The sequence below is a fragment of the Nitrosopumilus ureiphilus genome (assembly GCF_013407185.1).
In the GTDB taxonomy this organism is placed as follows: Archaea; Thermoproteota; Nitrososphaeria; order Nitrososphaerales; family Nitrosopumilaceae; genus Nitrosopumilus; species Nitrosopumilus ureiphilus.
The window spans coordinates 2,076,985-2,093,018 of the sequence record NZ_CP026995.1 but is presented as its reverse complement, the minus strand read 5'-3'; the positions used below and the strand labels follow the sequence as shown (position 1 = coordinate 2,093,018).

Sequence of the window (16,034 nt, the reverse complement as noted above, 5' to 3'; positions counted from 1 at the left end):
CAAATTGAGATTAAGTATTGTTGTTTTAATTGCAGTTATTACAATAGGTGGCACTGTAATTATTCTAGGTTTTTTAACAAACCAAGAATATGTTGAAATTTCTGAAATCTCTGATCAATATAAAAAATTAGAAAATTACAAAACTGAATTAGAAAAAATCAATCAATACAATCAACAAATTCTAGAAGACTTGGAAGAACAGATTAAAAACTCTGATGATTCTTCTCTAGAACAGATTCGTAAAGAAATTGATGTAGTAAAGCGTGTTATTAACGAAAATAAAGCAGAACTTGAAAAGGTTATTGAAAGACTATCTCAAATAGAGTCTGCCCCATAACTATTGATTCCATTTTTAGGAAATTTACATCATAATGATATCAAATCTAAAGAAAATCCATTTGGGTATGGCAAAGGGTGTTTTTCTATTTCTAGTAGGTAATATAGTTGGATTTATCACAACGTCACTTCTTTGAATTATTTTGAAATTTTCTTAATTCATATAGTTACTAAGAATATTTTTCTTGATGGAAACTCATCAAAAACTAACAATAATTGGAGTAGTTTTACTTGTAATTACTTTTTTGATAAACAACTATCATCAAGAAGTTCATCCTGATGAGGGACTTAATTATGCATATGTTACAGGTATTGTAATGCTAGTAGCGTTCTCAATCAGTTTTATAATGTTTACAAAAGATCGATTGAAATCTTAGTACTTTTTTATTTCAATAGATGGTGTGTAAGGTCTTTTAGGGAAAAAGCCCATCCTATCTATCTGATACAAATGTATTGAATTTGAATATAAGACACTAGTAGAAATTATCTGTGAGATCTAAATACAAATTTACAAAATTTAATCTAACTGTCACCAAAATACAATTAGTTTTTGGTCTTAAATTGAAGCATTTTGAAGACCGTAAGATTATAAGCAATTACTAGATCTTGCGATTATGCCTAGGGATGAGATTGAAGTCCCAAAGGAATTGCGAGAATTCATGCTAGAAGAAGCAGAAGAAACATTCCTTGGACAAAAAAATGGGGCCAATAAACAATATCGTTATGGTAATTTACACATTAGAGAATATAATGAGAAATTTCTAGTTCATACTGACAAAATTGATCCAAGAAAAGATCCCGTTGGACATTTAGTTCATGATGCACCAGAGATCTTAATCGGTTTAGTTTGTGCAATCTTTAGTGGTTCACAAGTTATAAAAAAACTCGACAAAAATTCAAAAAAGAAATCGCTTGCATCTGGATTACTTTTATCAATAATTTGTGGATATCTAGGATATTCAACAACTAAAAAATTAAAAAATATTTGGAGTAAATAATGTCTACTGCAAGAACAATCCATATCTTAATCAAACTTTTACCATCAATATTTGCATTACGTAAAGATCGAAAAAAATGGATTCATCATGAGAATAATGAAATAGATTTAGAACAGTTTAGAAAGAATGCACGTAAAGTACTTGATACATTCATCTCATTAGGACCCGTCTATATAAAGTTGGGACAATGGCTTTCTTCTAGAGCAGATATTTTACCTCAACCATATTTGGAAGAACTATCAAAACTTCAGGACAGTGTTCCAGCTGCTCCATTTGATGAAGCAAAATTAATTATTGAAAAAGATCTTGGTCCAATTGATGAAAAATTTGATGCGATAGATCCTAATTCTATTTCAGGTGCATCGTTAGGACAAGTTTATCGAGGTTCTATTTCTGGTAAACAAATTGTAATTAAAGTAAAAAGGCCTGGAATTGAAAAAATTGTCGCAGAAGATATCAAAGTTTTAAAAAAAATTCTTCCATTAGCATTGAGATTTGTTGATCCAAATTTACGTTATTCAGCAAAGGCCATGCTTTCTCAGTTTATCGAAACAATACATGAAGAAATGGACTATACCCATGAATCAGAAAACCTCAAAAAAATTAAACATGATTTAGAAAATAATAGCAAAGTTGTTATCCCTTCAGTATATGATGATTATTCATCAAAAAATATCCTTACAATGGAATACCTTCCAGGAATCAAAGTAACTAATGTTGAAGCCCTAGATAAGAAGGGAATTGATAGGCAAAAACTCGTAATTGATGTCCACAAAGTTTTCTTTACCATGCTTCTAAAGCACTCTATATTTCACGCCGATCCTCATCCAGGCAACATTTCGGTTACTGATGATGGCAGGCTGATTCTATATGACTATGGAATGGTAGGAAGATTAGATAATGAAACTAGGTTAAGATTGATTCGACTATATCTTGCATTAGTAGAGAAAGATCCTCCAAGAACTGTAAACGCAATGAGTGATCTTGGGATGCTCACTCCTGATTTTAATCGTTCAGTTATTGAAAAAGGCATTGAACTTACTGTTCGGGCAATGCATGGAAAAAAACCAGATGAAATGGAAGTGGAAAGCTTGATGGAGCTTGCAAACAAAACTATGAGCAGATTTCCTTTTATTCTTCCAAAAAACCTGGCTTTGTATATGAGAATGGCATCAATTATTGAAGGAATTTACAAAACACACAAAGTTAATTTCAAATTTGTAAAAGTTGTAAGGGAGATTTTAGAAGAAGAGAGTCTAATTAAAGATGCATACATTGAAGAAATAAAACATTCATTTGATAGATTTGCAAAATCAATCGACGCCACAATTTCTATAGCACCAGAACTCAAAAAATTCCTAGATGAAAATAGATCCTTGAATCTCTTAAATGCAAAATCCAAGTCTAATGTTTTACTCTCTGGAAGTATTCTTTCAGCAGCAATTTTTATTGGCTCATCTGTTTTGTATGCTACAAATGAATCAATTGGAATTACAGGAATGATTGGTTCATTGATAATAATGAGTGTATTTGCAATATTTAGAAAACGATAACTATTCTATTTTGATATCTTTTCCATGTTTTTCTACAGGAACAATAATTGTCAAAACTCCTTGTTCATATTTTGCAGAATTAACAGATTCTTCTCCTTCTTTTAATTCAATTGGCAATCTAATTTTTTTGTCAATTATGTTGGGTCTTTGATTACAAATTATGTTGTGTTTGCCTTGCTCAGAAATTTCCTTACATGCCTGAATTGATAGAATATTTTTATTTATAGATAATTTAATGTCTTTTTTTCCGAATCCTGGAATATCTACTACTACTGTTAATTTGTCATCATCAAGATGCATATCTACAGGAGGTAAAACAAATTCATAAAATTCTCTTGATTTGTTTCCAATTTCCTTCATCATTTCGTTTGCCATAGATTTTACTAATCCCATTTTGAGATATATGCTCAATTTTTGGTTATAAACCTTGATAGATTTTTAATCAATTAATTTCTCAGTTTTGATAACTTATGATTATTGTAATAGAAGGTGGAGACCAAGCAGGAAAATTAACTCAATCTATACTATTAGAAAAAGCTCTAAAAAAAAGAAAGATCAAAACCAAACTATTTCATTTTCCTGATTATAAAACACCCATAGGACAAGAAATAAGAAAATATTTGGATGGAAAAAGAAAATTCCCTCCACAAGTAATTCATTGTCTTTTGGCTGCAAACAGATGGGAAAAACTCAATGAAATCTTGGCAGCGCAAGAAAAAAACTCTATTTTAATCATGAATCGATATTATCACTCTAATCTAATTTATGGAATAGCCAATGGTTTGAAGCCCAAATGGCTTGAAAATCTTGATGCTGGTCTACCAAAAGCTGATCTTGTAATTTTGCTTGATGTTACACAAAAAGAATCTTTTCACAGACAAAAAACTCACCGTGATAAATTTGAAAAAAATGAAGAATTCTTGAAAAAAATTTCTAAAATTTATCGAACTACTGCAAAGAAAAAAAATTGGAAAATAATTGATGCATCAAAATCTAAACAAGAAGTACATGAAAAAATCATGAAGACATTTTCAAAGAAAATAGGGCTATGAAAAAAAATTATTCAGACATAATTGATCCTATTCACGATTTTATTCGTGTCTACGATCATGAATTATCTATCATTGATAATCCAATTTTTCAAAGATTAAGACGAATAAGACAACTTTCAGGTGCTCATTTGACATATCCTGCAGCTCAGCACACAAGATTTGAGCACTCATTGGGAGTAATGCATATTGCAAATCAAGCAGGTAATGCATTAAATGAAAAAGGGATTTTGAAATCGGATGACATTGAAATTCTAAGATTATCTGGACTCTTGCATGATATAGGACATGGTCCCTTTTCTCATCTTTTTGAGGAAATAATTCAGAAAAGAAAGTTCTCACATGAAGATTTTGGTAGAAAAATTATTCTAAAATCTGAAATTGGCGATATATTATCAAAAAATGGTTATGACAAAAAACTTGTTACTACAATTGCATTTGGAGATTCTAAATTTCAATATCTAAATGAAATTGTTTCAGGTACACTTAGTGCAGACATGATGGATTATCTACTTAGAGATGGTTATTTTACGGGAGCTGAGCATGCAAAAATTGATCATAAAAGAATCACACAGTCCCTTGATGTACATAAGAAAAAATTAGCTTTAGAACGATCAGCATTGTATTCCTTTGAATCTATGATGCATTCGAGATATCAAATGTTCAAGGCTGTTTATTTTCATAAAACTGTAAGAGCAGCAGAAGTCATGTTACTTGAAGCACTGAGATTATCTGATGACGAATTTGGTTTTACAACTTTTAATCTAAATGAATTTGTCAAACTCACTGATGAATACGTTTTATCCACTCTAGTTTCATCAAAATCTACAAAGTTAAAACGTGCTAGACAATTTGCTCAAGACTACCAAAATAGAAAACTGCTAAAATGTGTGTTTGAGAGAATATTGACCAGTCAGACAAATCTGAAAAAACCAAGAACTGATGAACTTAGAGCAGTAATTTCTAAAAAATCCAAAGTGGACGAAAATGAAATCTTTGTGGATAGTTCAGTTACTCCATCAATTCCACTTGCACCATCCAAAAATGAATCTAAATCTATAATTTTGATTTCAAATGAGAATGGTAAATCATCTGCTAAAGAGATGCCGATTTCAGAAATTCCAGTTGTTTCTGCGATTTCTGGCTTTATGAATATTCTTAGAATTTATACTCACGAAAAGAACAGAAAGAAAGTTGAAATTGCCGCAAAATCAATTATTGGTGATCTAAAGTGAAAAAAAGAATTGTAATCAAATTATCTGGAAAGATTTTCGGTATGGATAATGCCAAAGTACTAAAAGACTATGCAGAGTTTCTAGTAAAAATTAGTAAGATTTGTCAGCCAATAGTTATTGCTGGAGGTGGAAATATTGCACGACACTATATTTCTCATGCTAGATCTTCAGGTGCAGATGAATCAACTCTTGATGAATTGGGAATTGAAATTTCAAGACTCAATGCAAAATTATTGATTTATGCTCTGAAAAATAAGGCATATTCTCATCCACCAACCACTTTACAAGAAGTTAGACATGCTGTAGATGATGGATTAATTGTAGTTACAGGAGGTTTGCATCCTGGTCAAAGCACTAATGGTACTGCTGCTTTAATTGCTGAAAAAGTACAGGCTGAACAATTTCTCAATGCAACTGATGTTGATGGTGTATATGATAAGGATCCAAATAAATTCAAAAATGCAAAAAAATTCAGACGAATCGAACTTAAGAATTTAAAAAATATGCTTGTTCATGAAGATTCCGTTGCCGGAGGATACGATTTGATGGATATTGTAGCTCTAAAAATTATAGAGCGTTCCAAAATTAAAACAAGAATTCTAAAGGCCACTCCAAAAAATATTGAAAGTGCCATTAAAGGTGATAATATAGGTACAGAAATCATTCTTAGTTCAAAATAATTATCCGGATATTTCGTTTTGAATTGTCGGTCTTGTTTCAGACCAAATCTGAATCTCTTTTTCCGGATATTCTTCAATTCCAGTATCTCGAAGTTTTTTGTAAATTGATATAGCTTCTTCTTTTTCAACAGCCTTTGATTGAGCCTTTGTAAATCCATCCTTATCTACAATTACTGCTATATATCCATCTGGAGAATTAATTACTGCTGTAAATTCTTCTTCTCCTACTGGATGAAATTTTCCATCAATTTTTTTGGTCGTTAAAGTTAGCATTGCAAATCCAGCTACATCAAACATCTTCATTTGTGATTTACTTGCTCTTAGTTTTCCTTGTTGAACTGCTTGAAAGTACTGCACTATTTTTTTCTGTCTCCAATGGTATAATAACTATCTCAACATTTAAGATATGAAGAGGAAATAGAAAGATAATGAACCCTAAAATTTTTGTTGGTATTGCCGTTGCAGCACTTGCTGTGGTATTGGGTAGTATTCTTTTGATAGGACCTACAATAGTAGTTTCGTCTTCTGAAAAATCTTCTCCTGAAACTCAAATTCTTCAGCAGGTAAAACCTCTTGAAATAGAATTGGAAGACATTTCAGTTTCAAAAATTTCAGAACGTTCAGCAACAATTGAGATTGCATTTAAAATTTCAAATCCTAATCCACGTTCTGTGATAGTTCAAACCATGGATTATCAATTATTTGAAACAGGATATTCTGAGTCTGAGCAAATTTCAGGCGGTGAAATTGGTAGTAGACCTGAGGGAATGGTAGAATTTGGATCAAATTACTATACTCTTCTAGGTGAAAACTCAATTGTACTTAGAGATAAAATAATCTTGAAAAATACTGGCAACACTCCTGAATTATGGAATGACTTTGAGGATGGGACTAATACTTGGCGAGTTTCTGGCGATGTCTTTTACAATCTTAGTTCAATGACTAGTGGTCAAGAAAATGAACTCCACTTCGAATTTACAAAGTAGACTTGTATAGTATCATAAAATTTAAAAATTATGATATTTTGTTTTTAGAGAAAAAATATTGGCAAAGTTATAAAAGCCCGTTAAGTGGGTTTTTATCAAATGGCAGAAGCAGGTATGGCCGCATTTGGCGCAGCAGCAGGAGTCGCAATTGCACTAGCAGTAGTGTGTTTCGCTCTTCGTGGTAAAGGACATCCAGAACCACTCGATTAACCAAAAGGAATTTTTCCTTTACAATATTTTTCATTTATCTAACTAATCTTTGTCGCCCATTCCTAACATCTCAGCTAGAGATATCTGTTTGGAATTCTTCTTTTTCATGAAACATCTTTCATAATATTGGCATTCAGAGCATTCAGTAGATGGCTCCAAGATTGGCAATTTTTGCTCTTTTAGAAGATCATTTAGAACTCTTACTCTTCTAATTATTTCCTCAAACATTTTTTTATTTCGAGTTAATGAGAATGTTGTCTCTTTTTTATCTCCTGAAATATACACTACAATTCCATCATCTTTATCATATATCCACATACATGCATTAAGATACAAAACATCATTTGCCAGAGGATTTTCCAACTCAGTTGCTGCTGGTCTGAATAAAAGAATGGTATCCTCCACTATCATATCGACTTGTCCTTTAAGCCTGATATCTTCTATGGCAAATTCTTTAGGCTCACTACCATACTCTAATTTCCTTAGTAATCCTGATAGAAGTTCATTGAATCCTCTCCTTTCAATCTCTTGAGGATCTACCCTGTCATAATAGGAACGTCTAAGACATTGAACTATTTCATGAAGATGAATAGTCTGTATATCCTTTGAATCAATCTGAATCTCTAACTCTTTTCCAATAGATTCAACAGCACTTTTAATGATCTTTCGAAAATCTCTATCTCCCATCATGATACTTTACCTTCTTGTATGATCCCTTTTAGTTTAGCTCATAATCTTGGTTATGATTTTTGAAATCCTTCCCGAAAAAGCTAATATCACAAAATGAACTCCAAAACCAATTACTGCTCCTATGATAAGCTCACCTGTCAAAAAGTAAATGCCCAAGAATAATGCTAATGGTGGCAATGTGAAAATCATTGCTAAAAATGAACTAACCCAAATGAATCTGATTAAAACTTCTGTAGAAACTTCGGTTTTTTTCTTTGGAAAATTAAACATGTTAGAATTCCTACTCTTCTTCTAGGATTAACTTTGACATGGTAATCTCAGTTGGTATTTTTTGTTCAACAGCAAAAGCAATAGCTGCTAGATTTCTAACTTCAAATGAAGTCAATTTGGTAATTCCAACAATTGTTGCAAAACTAAACATCTTTGTGAAAGACCTAAGTGATGAACTGTATATTGCCATCTCAAACGCTCTTTCAAATTCCGCGATAGCATCTAATTCATTTTCTACTTGTGGAACTAAATCCTTGTATTTTGTACTAGATAATTCGTTAAATGCATCTCTTACTGTAGCTACTGCCATCATTCTACCTAGCAATTCTCTTGCAGGTGGACTAGTACCAATAATTAGATCTTGGATTTGCTCTTCTTGCAATCCCCAGAACTTTCCTCTAATTACACTCAAAATATTGTAAAAGTCAATATCCATTGAAACCAGTTTTGTTGCCTCTTTATCAGAATAATTTTTCATTGCACCAGCAAGATGTTGATATAATATTTTATCAAAATATGTATCAAAGATTTGTACATTCTTTTTTTCATTGTATAATGCTGCAGCCTTTGCAATCTCTTCTCCAAATTGAACTGAATTCAAGCTTGCTACAGCTTCTTCAAGATCTTTTGAAACTAATGCTTTAATCACAATGTCTCTTTGTTTGATTAATTCTTCAGCATGAAGATTTACGTGAGTTTCAATCTCTTCTTGAGACTTGCCTAGGACTTTGCCTTTGAGAATTAATTTTAGATTTGATATGATGAATTTCATATAATATGCATCCAATATACCTGAGTTTCCTGATGTCTTTGCAATGGAATAATGAATATCTGCTAATTTACTTCTGAGTGATGATTCAATACTTTGTGAAGTATATGGTTTTTGAACATCTGCTACAGAATCAGCATATACAGTGTTTTTGATTCTAGTCATTAATTCTTCTAAATCTCTTGATTCTGCTAGTGTTTGAAAATCAGCCTTTGTCAGTAATTTGCCTCTTTTACTGTATGCTTTAACGGAGGCATAGACATTCTTTGAACCGCCCATTTCGTTCAATCTCAATAGGCAACTGATTTTAATGTTTGGCGATCTATTCCTTGGAATGAATCCTAGGTTATTTTATCTAAAAATATTATGGCCTCATCTTTTTCTTGTTTTGATAGTTTTGAAAAGGCTAAAAGAATCTCTTTTTGAATTACTAGCGATTGATCTGAAATACTCCTTAATTTTGAGAGGTCAAATGGGAGCAATTCATCAATTCTATTATCACAAAATGCCTTGACATATTTTTGAAAAATTGAGTAAGTAAAATTTGGACTAGTCTGTACAAGATTACTCAAAATCTTCTCAAACTCCTTTTCCGAAGATTCGGACTTTGAAAAAAACTGTTTTAGTAAATCCTCTCTATTCTTTATTTCACTAATTGACAGTGCTATCAAAATTCCTTTTTTTGTTAAATGATAATATGGAATTCCTTTTTCTTGGAGTGCCTTTGGGCCTCTTTTTAGAGGCAATCTGCCATCTTCTTCTGCAATATCCATCGGAAGCAAAATTTCATCCAGATCTCGAAATATTCCTGAATAGATATTCTTCCAAGCTATTCCGTGTTTTTTTGCTATTCTTTGAGAAATTCCTGTACGTGTTCTTTCGGCAGGATTTACATTGCTTCCAAGTATTGTGATGATCGCTCTCTGTCTATTTGCTTCTCCTGTTAAATCGTCACCCTTTGTCTTGAATGTGTCAAAAATTGCTAGTTTTGTGTTCGATTTTATCTTCATTTACTTCCACTTAACATAATTTTCATATTTTATGTTACTATCAGAATATACTAAAATATAATAATTTACTTTTTTGCAGGCTTTCGAGTCTCCAACGCTTAAATAATTTTCAATTTCGATAAATTTAATGAATTCTAGGAACTACAAGTATGCTCTATTACTTGTAGCCGCAGTATCCATCACAGCAACTGGCGCTATGTCACAGGCATATGCACAAAGTGTTGAGGATGGTATGGACGGATATGTAAAGGGAACCAGTGGAATTTACACTGGTAACCTAAACGAATGTTGGTATGATGATGGCGAAGGCAACATGCTACCTTGTAAAATCGATACAGGTGATACAGCATGGATGCTAACTGCAACTTCATTAGTACTCTTCATGTCCCCAGGTGTCGGTTTCTTTTATGGCGGATTAGCCAGATCAAAGAACATCGTCAATGTACTTGGTATGACCATAATTGTAATGGGTCTAATGTCAGTACAATGGGTTCTATGGGGATACTCACTAGCATTTGGCGGAATTGATTCAGATGCAAACATGTTCATGGGAAATCTTGATTATGCCGGATTTAACATGGTTTCACCATACGCACCATTAGGAGAAGCAGGTCCATGTGCAGATACGTGGTCAGCAGCTTACCAGATGAATGCAATGGTTGAAGGAGATGTTTGTAGTCAAGGTTGGCCTGGTACTGTACCTCACCAACTATTTGCAATGTTCCAAGCAACATTTGCAATAATTACACCAGTTCTAATTATTGGTGGATTGATTGACAGAATCAAATTCAGCGCATTAGTCATATTCGTACTCTTATGGGGAACCTTCGTTTATGATCCAATAGCACACTGGGTCTGGGGAGGCGGTTACATAGGAGGAGGTGCAATAGACCTTGATCCGGACTTGTCTCCATCGTTTGCATTAGACTTTGCTGGTGGTACTGTAGTACACATATCTTCAGGATTCTCTGCATTGGCAGGTGCCTTAGTCCTTGGTAGACGACTTGGATATGGCAAAGTTCCAATGGAGCCACACAACATCCCAATGGTAGTCCTCGGCGCAGGAATTCTATGGTTTGGATGGTTTGGCTTCAACGCAGGAAGTGAAGTTATGGTAGACGGCATTACCGTCAGCGCATGGACTGTTACAAATACAGCAACTGGTATGGCTGCAGTCACTTGGGTGCTCATGTCTTGGGCACATACAGGAAAACCAAGTGTCGTAGGAGCTGCATCAGGAGCAGTAGCAGGATTGGTAGCAATCACACCAGCCTCTGGTTGGGTAGGTCCAATGGCTGCGATTATAATCGGTATTGCAGCTGGTACAGTTTGTTATGCAGCAATTGCATTCAAGAGTGCACGCAAATGGGACGACGCATTAGATGTATGGGGAGTACACGGAATAGGTGGTCTTACAGGTGCAATTTTGACTGGTACATTGGCTAGTCCACACATCTGGGATACTGGAGACGGTATTGGTGCATGGACTGGAACTGCAGAAGGAATGGAACAGCAAGCAATCAGCATCATTGGTGCTGCAATATCAGTAGGCTATGCCTTTGGTGTTACTATTGTGATCCTCAAAGTAATGGATGCCGTATGGCCTGGCGGAATCAGAGTCACTCCAAAAGAAGAGGAGATTGGTCTCGATTTAGCACAGCACGGAGAAAGAGCATACGTAAACGAATAAGAAAAACCCTTTTCTTTTCTTCTTTTTATTATTCAACCCAAATCAATTTAGATTTGATCATTTTATCCAAATCATGTTAATTTCTACATCTGATCTAAATTCACTTCTCAATAATTCTAATGTCATTATAGCTGATACTCGTTCTTTCAAAGAATATTCCGAAGGTCATATTCCAGGAGCTGTTCATTTGGATTTATTTGCATTTCATTGGATTGATACAACAAAACAAGGAATAGAAAATTTCAACAATCAAACCCAAAATCTTCTTTCATTTTTAGGAGTAACAGCAGAAAAAAAAGTCGTCTTTTATGATATTATTTCTGGAATGCTTGCAGCAAGAGGTGTTTGGATGCTGATGTATTTTTCTCATGACAATACATCGATGTTAGATGGCGGAATAACAAAATGGAAAAAAGAAAATCTTCCACTTGAAACAAAACCTAATGGATTCAAACCATCAAAGTTTAAAGGAAAAATTAATCCAGAGATAATTTCTGGATTTGAGTACATTAAAGATAATCTTGATAAAATCACCATTCTTGATGTCCGCTCAACTGGGGAATACAACGGAAGTACTATTCGAGCTGCTAAATCTGGGCACATCCCAAATGCAATCAATATTGATTGGAATCAAAATATCAATAAAGATGGAACCTTCAAAAATAATGAAGAAATATCCAAAATGTATGATTATCCAAAAGACTCTGAGATTGTCACTTATTGTCAGGGAGCATATAGAGCCGCTAATTCCTTTCTGGTTTTGAAAAAACTGGGATTCAAAAATGTCCGAGTATATCTTGGTTCTTGGGGAGAATGGGGAAACAAGCTTGAATTACCTGTAGAAAAGTAAACTTCCTAAAAATGGTTCAGGCATCTAAGAAATATAATTTTAATTAATTAAAAACGACTTAAAAAAGTAATAATGGCAGAAAGTACGTTCTATTATTAATTATTTAGATTTTTCAAATGATACCTTTGGCCAATAACCATATCTTGTCTTTAACAGATTACTCTTCACTTTCAAATACACCTCCTTTTAGTTTGATGATTATATTTTCTCATAGAATCATTAATGATTCCAGAAAAATCATAGACGTCATACCGACTTTGTTGTTCTCTAGTAGGAAGAGAAGATTTAGTACCTCTTCGAACTATGGTTGATAAATCATTTTGGGCAGATTTGTGATGAGCGGCAGTTTGCACGATATGTCATAGTGATTAAATTATTTGATTATGTCTAAGATTTTGTGGCATGCCTAATTGATTCTAACAATTCACAAAAGATGAATTATTGGACAAATTTAAATTAAAAAATTAAAACCCAATTTTGCCGTTAGCAAGGTTTGTAGACAAAACCTAATTGGATGAATCCATACGGAAAGAAAAATCTTCAATCAAACTTTGAAAAAAGGCATACCACAATTTGTCGGGCATAATCAAATAATGATAATCTTTAATTCGATATCATGCAAAGTTTAACTTTAAAACAAAGGCAACCTGAGCCTACAAAAATTCTGGTAGGAACACCAGTAAAAGAAAGGGAAAAAATTCGCCCTGAAATAGTATCTAGACAAAATACTTGTGCAATGGATGTAATGGGATTATCTTGGATATTTGTAGGTGATAATTTCTCTTGATTCAGAATATGTTGAAAAAATAAAGATATGATCAACTAAGGAATAATCAAAACTAACCAACTTGTAAAATGAACATTATAAGAAGAACCTATATGCAATTAGAAAAAACGATGATTATGAATAAACCCATTTTACTCTTATTTTCATTATCCATACTATTTCTGACAGTAATTATATCTCCTGTCAGTGCTGATGTTTTACCTCCAAAAAAACAAATCAATTTTGGTATATCTGGCGATGATGTTGTTTGTGAAAGTGGAATGTTCAAAGTTATCAAAGACAGAACAAATTCTGTATCTTGTGTAAATGTCAAAACTGTTTCAAAACTAGTTTCACTTGGATGGGCAAAACCTGTAGATGAAACTAAATTAAACGATGCCATTGCAAAACTGACTCTATCTACAGGAACAATTAACCAATTAATCCTAATTCCAATATCATCTGATTTTGGTAAACAAATTTCTAAAGTGTCTGTTGGCAGTTATGATTTTGTATTTGATGTATGTGCTTCTACTCAAACAATTGTCTCTCCATCCATACTCATTCGTTCTGATAGTGAAACAAAACATTATGAGTTATCTGAAACAGTATCTCCAAATTCATGTGTAACTAGTGCGGTTATCATAAAAGCTTCAAATCCTGATTCTATTAATGCAATCTTACAAAATAAGGGTGACATCTCTCAAACTATTTTATCACTTTCAGAAAAAGTAGAATCTCTTAAACTACAACTCCAAGACGCCAAAAAATCATTTGGAAAAGAAAATACTGAAGAAAATAAAATGATTGGAACAAAAATTATTGATTTGAGAAAACAGCTTAATGATACAAGAGAAGATCTTCAAAGAATATATTTTGCCCTTTACACACCTGATAAAGCAAAATTTGTTCCTCAAAAACTATCTTTCTTGGGAACTCCAATAGAGGGTGAATCTGCAGTTAAAATATCTGTAAGCCCATCTGTGGCTTCTCTTAATTCCTACAATGTATTTTTTGAGGCATGTGCAGGAATGAAACAAGTTAGATTGCCTGTAATATCTATCTCATCTGATTTTGAAAGTATTGATGTCAAGATGGGTGAAAAAATATCTCCAAATACCTGTCAAATGAGCTCAGCAAAAATTATTGCAACTGATCCTGAAAGCATATCTGTAAATCCTGCAGGTAATGCTGATTCTTCCATTCAGGTAGATGAACTAGAAGTGAAGATAAATGATCTTCAAAAACAATTAACATCTGAGAAAGAACTTTTAAAGATACTCATCCATAATCCTAATCGACCTGAGAACTTTGAAGAACAATTAACCTTACATGTAGAGAAAATTACTACATTAAGAAATGATGTAATTTCTGCAAAATCTGAATTAAGTAAAATTCTGTATTTGACTTATAGATAATTTTATCATCAACAATTATCGCTTGGTTCTTAAGATTAAAATTATTGATTTGAATCAAAAAATGGCATGCCACAAATCAACGGGTATTAAGATATACTTCTCAACATAATGTATGTCATGTCAACTGTAATTCAATACAAATATGACCAGACCCCAAGCAAGTCAGTTTCCCTGGTTGAACGTGAGGCCAAAAACCCGGTTTCAATCAGTGTTTCTGCATTGGATATGATGGGGTTAACTTGGATTTTTCAAGATGATGAATGATGTTTGAAATTATTGAACCAGTATTAACTACTTTGGAATACAGATTATATCCATACATGTCAAAACTAAGTCGTATTAGAAAAAAGAAGACTGCAGCTTTTGATCAACAAGAGTTACAGGGTATAAACAAATAATGACCAATTCATTGAGATCTCTTAAGTATCATAATTACAGGAAAATAATAATGCCAAACAAAACAATTTTTACAGCATTTTTCATTGTCTCTATATTATTACTGAGTGCAATGGCAGGACCATTGAACATAATTCAATCTGTTGATGCGTTAAAGGGTCAAGGAGTGCCAACGACACAATACGGATCAGGTACAAAGGGAATTGTATGTGGAGACAAACTATGTTCTGAAATAAAAACAGAAGTAAAGAAGAAAGAAGAAACTAAAGAAGAAAAGAAAGAACAAGTTAAGATAGAAAAAAAAGAGTCTGAAAAAAAGAAAATAAAAGATAAAGCAATTTCTGAAAAATCAAGATATGATGAATTATCATTACCTCCACGAACAATAAAGACTGGAACCATTACTTCCACCCAAGATCCAGGATTAGGACATGAAAATCATCAATTAGCTATAATTCTCCCACCCTCTGAGAAAATATATCGTGGAATGTTGACATTTACATCATCAGAAAAAGTTCAGTTAGTGGCTCTTCATGGACCTTTAAAGTCAGGAGAAGATAAAGGACAAGTTATTTGGTCGCCTGATGGAAAAACAAAATATGCTTTGACTTTTGTTCCGCTAAATACTACTGCAGGAACTTGGCATTTTGCTGGAAATGCATTGGCAGTACATACAATGAACGAAGATCCATTCACAGTATCGTATTCAGTTGCATATAGAGAGAGAACGCTTTCTGATATTGTAAAAAGTCAAACCATTACTTCCACCCAAGATCCAGGATTAGGACATGAAAATCATCAATTAGTTATGATATTGCCTCCACGAATTCCAGCATATTTTGGAACTTTGGGATTCTCGGCATCTGAAAATGTACAATTAGTAGCATTACATGGTCCGTTACAACCAGGACAAGTACAACGTGGACTAGATACATGGTCTCCTGATGGAAAAACAGTGTATGCATTAAGCTTAATGAATCTAGAGAGTTCAATGGGTACTTGGCAGGTTACTGCAAATGCAATAGCTCTTCACACCATGAATGACACTCCATTTACAGTAAGTTATTCTGTGGCAGTAGGACAATGACTTTGATTTCTGGATTATGTTTATTTAATTAAGATTCTTTA

General features: G+C 33.2%; 20 protein-coding genes. 14 read left to right on the top strand and 6 right to left on the bottom strand.

Annotation, left to right across the window (positions count from 1 at the left end; genetic code table 11):
- Nucleotides 1–4: 4 nt before the first annotated feature.
- The 4 genes from C5F50_RS12485 to C5F50_RS12470 all read left to right on the top strand — a co-directional run bounded on the left by C5F50_RS12485 (nt 5) and on the right by C5F50_RS12470 (nt 2,887).
- Nucleotides 5–337 (top strand): hypothetical protein, encoded by a 333-nt coding sequence (locus C5F50_RS12485; RefSeq protein WP_179371621.1) that lies wholly within the window; start codon nt 5–7, stop codon nt 335–337.
- A 187-nt stretch (nt 338–524) separates the two neighbouring features.
- Nucleotides 525–713 carry a hypothetical protein gene (locus tag C5F50_RS12480; RefSeq protein WP_179371620.1) on the top strand — a complete coding sequence of 63 codons (189 nt, stop codon included), beginning with the start codon at nt 525–527 and terminating at the stop codon, nt 711–713.
- Nucleotides 714–950: 237 nt separating this feature from the next.
- Nucleotides 951–1,334 carry a hypothetical protein gene (locus C5F50_RS12475; protein WP_179371619.1) on the top strand — a complete coding sequence of 128 codons (384 nt, stop codon included), beginning with the start codon at nt 951–953 and terminating at the stop codon, nt 1,332–1,334.
- Nucleotides 1,334–2,887, top strand: coding sequence for an ABC1 kinase family protein (locus C5F50_RS12470; RefSeq protein ID WP_179371618.1), 1,554 nt, complete (start codon nt 1,334–1,336; stop codon nt 2,885–2,887). The genes C5F50_RS12475 and C5F50_RS12470 overlap by 1 nt, the downstream gene beginning before the upstream one ends.
- Here C5F50_RS12470 and hsp14 read toward each other — a convergent pair whose 3' ends face one another.
- Entirely contained in the window at nt 2,888–3,280 is a 393-nt protein-coding gene (gene hsp14, locus C5F50_RS12465; protein ID WP_179371617.1) for an archaeal heat shock protein Hsp14, read from the bottom strand.
- A 77-nt stretch (nt 3,281–3,357) separates the two neighbouring features.
- Between hsp14 and tmk the strand changes: the two genes are divergently transcribed.
- From tmk to pyrH, 3 genes are read left to right on the top strand one after another with little or no spacing between them, the layout of a single operon-like run.
- Nucleotides 3,358–3,939, top strand: coding sequence for a dTMP kinase (gene tmk, locus C5F50_RS12460; protein WP_179371616.1), 582 nt, complete (start codon nt 3,358–3,360; stop codon nt 3,937–3,939).
- Nucleotides 3,936–5,171 carry an HD domain-containing protein gene (locus C5F50_RS12455; protein WP_179371615.1) on the top strand — a complete coding sequence of 412 codons (1,236 nt, stop codon included), beginning with the start codon at nt 3,936–3,938 and terminating at the stop codon, nt 5,169–5,171. The genes tmk and C5F50_RS12455 overlap by 4 nt, the downstream gene beginning before the upstream one ends.
- Nucleotides 5,168–5,851: a UMP kinase gene (pyrH, locus tag C5F50_RS12450; RefSeq protein ID WP_179371614.1), complete on the top strand. Its 684-nt coding sequence runs from the start codon at nt 5,168–5,170 to the stop codon at nt 5,849–5,851. The genes C5F50_RS12455 and pyrH overlap by 4 nt, the downstream gene beginning before the upstream one ends.
- Here pyrH and C5F50_RS12445 read toward each other — a convergent pair whose 3' ends face one another.
- Nucleotides 5,852–6,208, bottom strand: a complete 357-nt coding sequence (locus C5F50_RS12445) for a hypothetical protein (RefSeq protein WP_179371613.1) — start codon at nt 6,206–6,208, stop codon at nt 5,852–5,854.
- Between the two features lie 71 nt (nt 6,209–6,279).
- On the opposite strand from C5F50_RS12445, the gene C5F50_RS12440 reads away from it, so the two are divergent.
- Nucleotides 6,280–6,837, top strand: coding sequence for a hypothetical protein (locus C5F50_RS12440; RefSeq protein WP_179371612.1), 558 nt, complete (start codon nt 6,280–6,282; stop codon nt 6,835–6,837).
- A 252-nt stretch (nt 6,838–7,089) separates the two neighbouring features.
- Here C5F50_RS12440 and C5F50_RS12435 read toward each other — a convergent pair whose 3' ends face one another.
- The 4 genes from C5F50_RS12435 to C5F50_RS12420 form a co-directional block, all read right to left on the bottom strand.
- On the bottom strand, nt 7,090–7,737 hold the full coding sequence (locus C5F50_RS12435) for a Dna2/Cas4 domain-containing protein (protein WP_179371611.1): 648 nt from the start codon (nt 7,735–7,737) through the stop codon (nt 7,090–7,092).
- Nucleotides 7,738–7,770: 33 nt separating this feature from the next.
- Entirely contained in the window at nt 7,771–8,007 is a 237-nt protein-coding gene (locus tag C5F50_RS12430) for a hypothetical protein (RefSeq protein WP_179371610.1), read from the bottom strand.
- Nucleotides 8,008–8,017: 10 nt separating this feature from the next.
- The gene (locus C5F50_RS12425) at nt 8,018–9,055 is read right to left on the bottom strand and encodes a V0D/AC39 family V-type ATPase subunit (RefSeq protein WP_179371609.1); all 1,038 of its coding nucleotides are present in this window, start codon (nt 9,053–9,055) and stop codon (nt 8,018–8,020) included.
- Between the two features lie 62 nt (nt 9,056–9,117).
- Nucleotides 9,118–9,786 (bottom strand): hypothetical protein, encoded by a 669-nt coding sequence (locus C5F50_RS12420; RefSeq protein ID WP_179371608.1) that lies wholly within the window; start codon nt 9,784–9,786, stop codon nt 9,118–9,120.
- A gap of 127 nt (nt 9,787–9,913) precedes the next feature.
- Between C5F50_RS12420 and C5F50_RS12415 the strand changes: the two genes are divergently transcribed.
- The 6 genes from C5F50_RS12415 to C5F50_RS12390 all read left to right on the top strand — a co-directional run bounded on the left by C5F50_RS12415 (nt 9,914) and on the right by C5F50_RS12390 (nt 15,993).
- Nucleotides 9,914–11,476 carry an ammonium transporter gene (locus C5F50_RS12415; RefSeq protein WP_179371607.1) on the top strand — a complete coding sequence of 521 codons (1,563 nt, stop codon included), beginning with the start codon at nt 9,914–9,916 and terminating at the stop codon, nt 11,474–11,476.
- 73 nt (nt 11,477–11,549) lie between these two features.
- On the top strand, nt 11,550–12,326 hold the full coding sequence (locus tag C5F50_RS12410) for a sulfurtransferase (protein WP_179371606.1): 777 nt from the start codon (nt 11,550–11,552) through the stop codon (nt 12,324–12,326).
- A 616-nt stretch (nt 12,327–12,942) separates the two neighbouring features.
- A complete protein-coding gene (locus C5F50_RS12405) occupies nt 12,943–13,113 on the top strand; it encodes a hypothetical protein (protein WP_179371605.1) in 171 nt (56 codons plus the stop codon).
- 92 nt (nt 13,114–13,205) lie between these two features.
- Nucleotides 13,206–14,510, top strand: coding sequence for a hypothetical protein (locus C5F50_RS12400; protein WP_246282072.1), 1,305 nt, complete (start codon nt 13,206–13,208; stop codon nt 14,508–14,510).
- Nucleotides 14,511–14,627: 117 nt separating this feature from the next.
- On the top strand, nt 14,628–14,774 hold the full coding sequence (locus C5F50_RS12395) for a hypothetical protein (RefSeq protein ID WP_179371604.1): 147 nt from the start codon (nt 14,628–14,630) through the stop codon (nt 14,772–14,774).
- A gap of 184 nt (nt 14,775–14,958) precedes the next feature.
- Nucleotides 14,959–15,993 (top strand): hypothetical protein, encoded by a 1,035-nt coding sequence (locus tag C5F50_RS12390; protein WP_179371603.1) that lies wholly within the window; start codon nt 14,959–14,961, stop codon nt 15,991–15,993.
- The last annotated feature ends 41 nt before the right edge of the window (nt 15,994–16,034 follow it).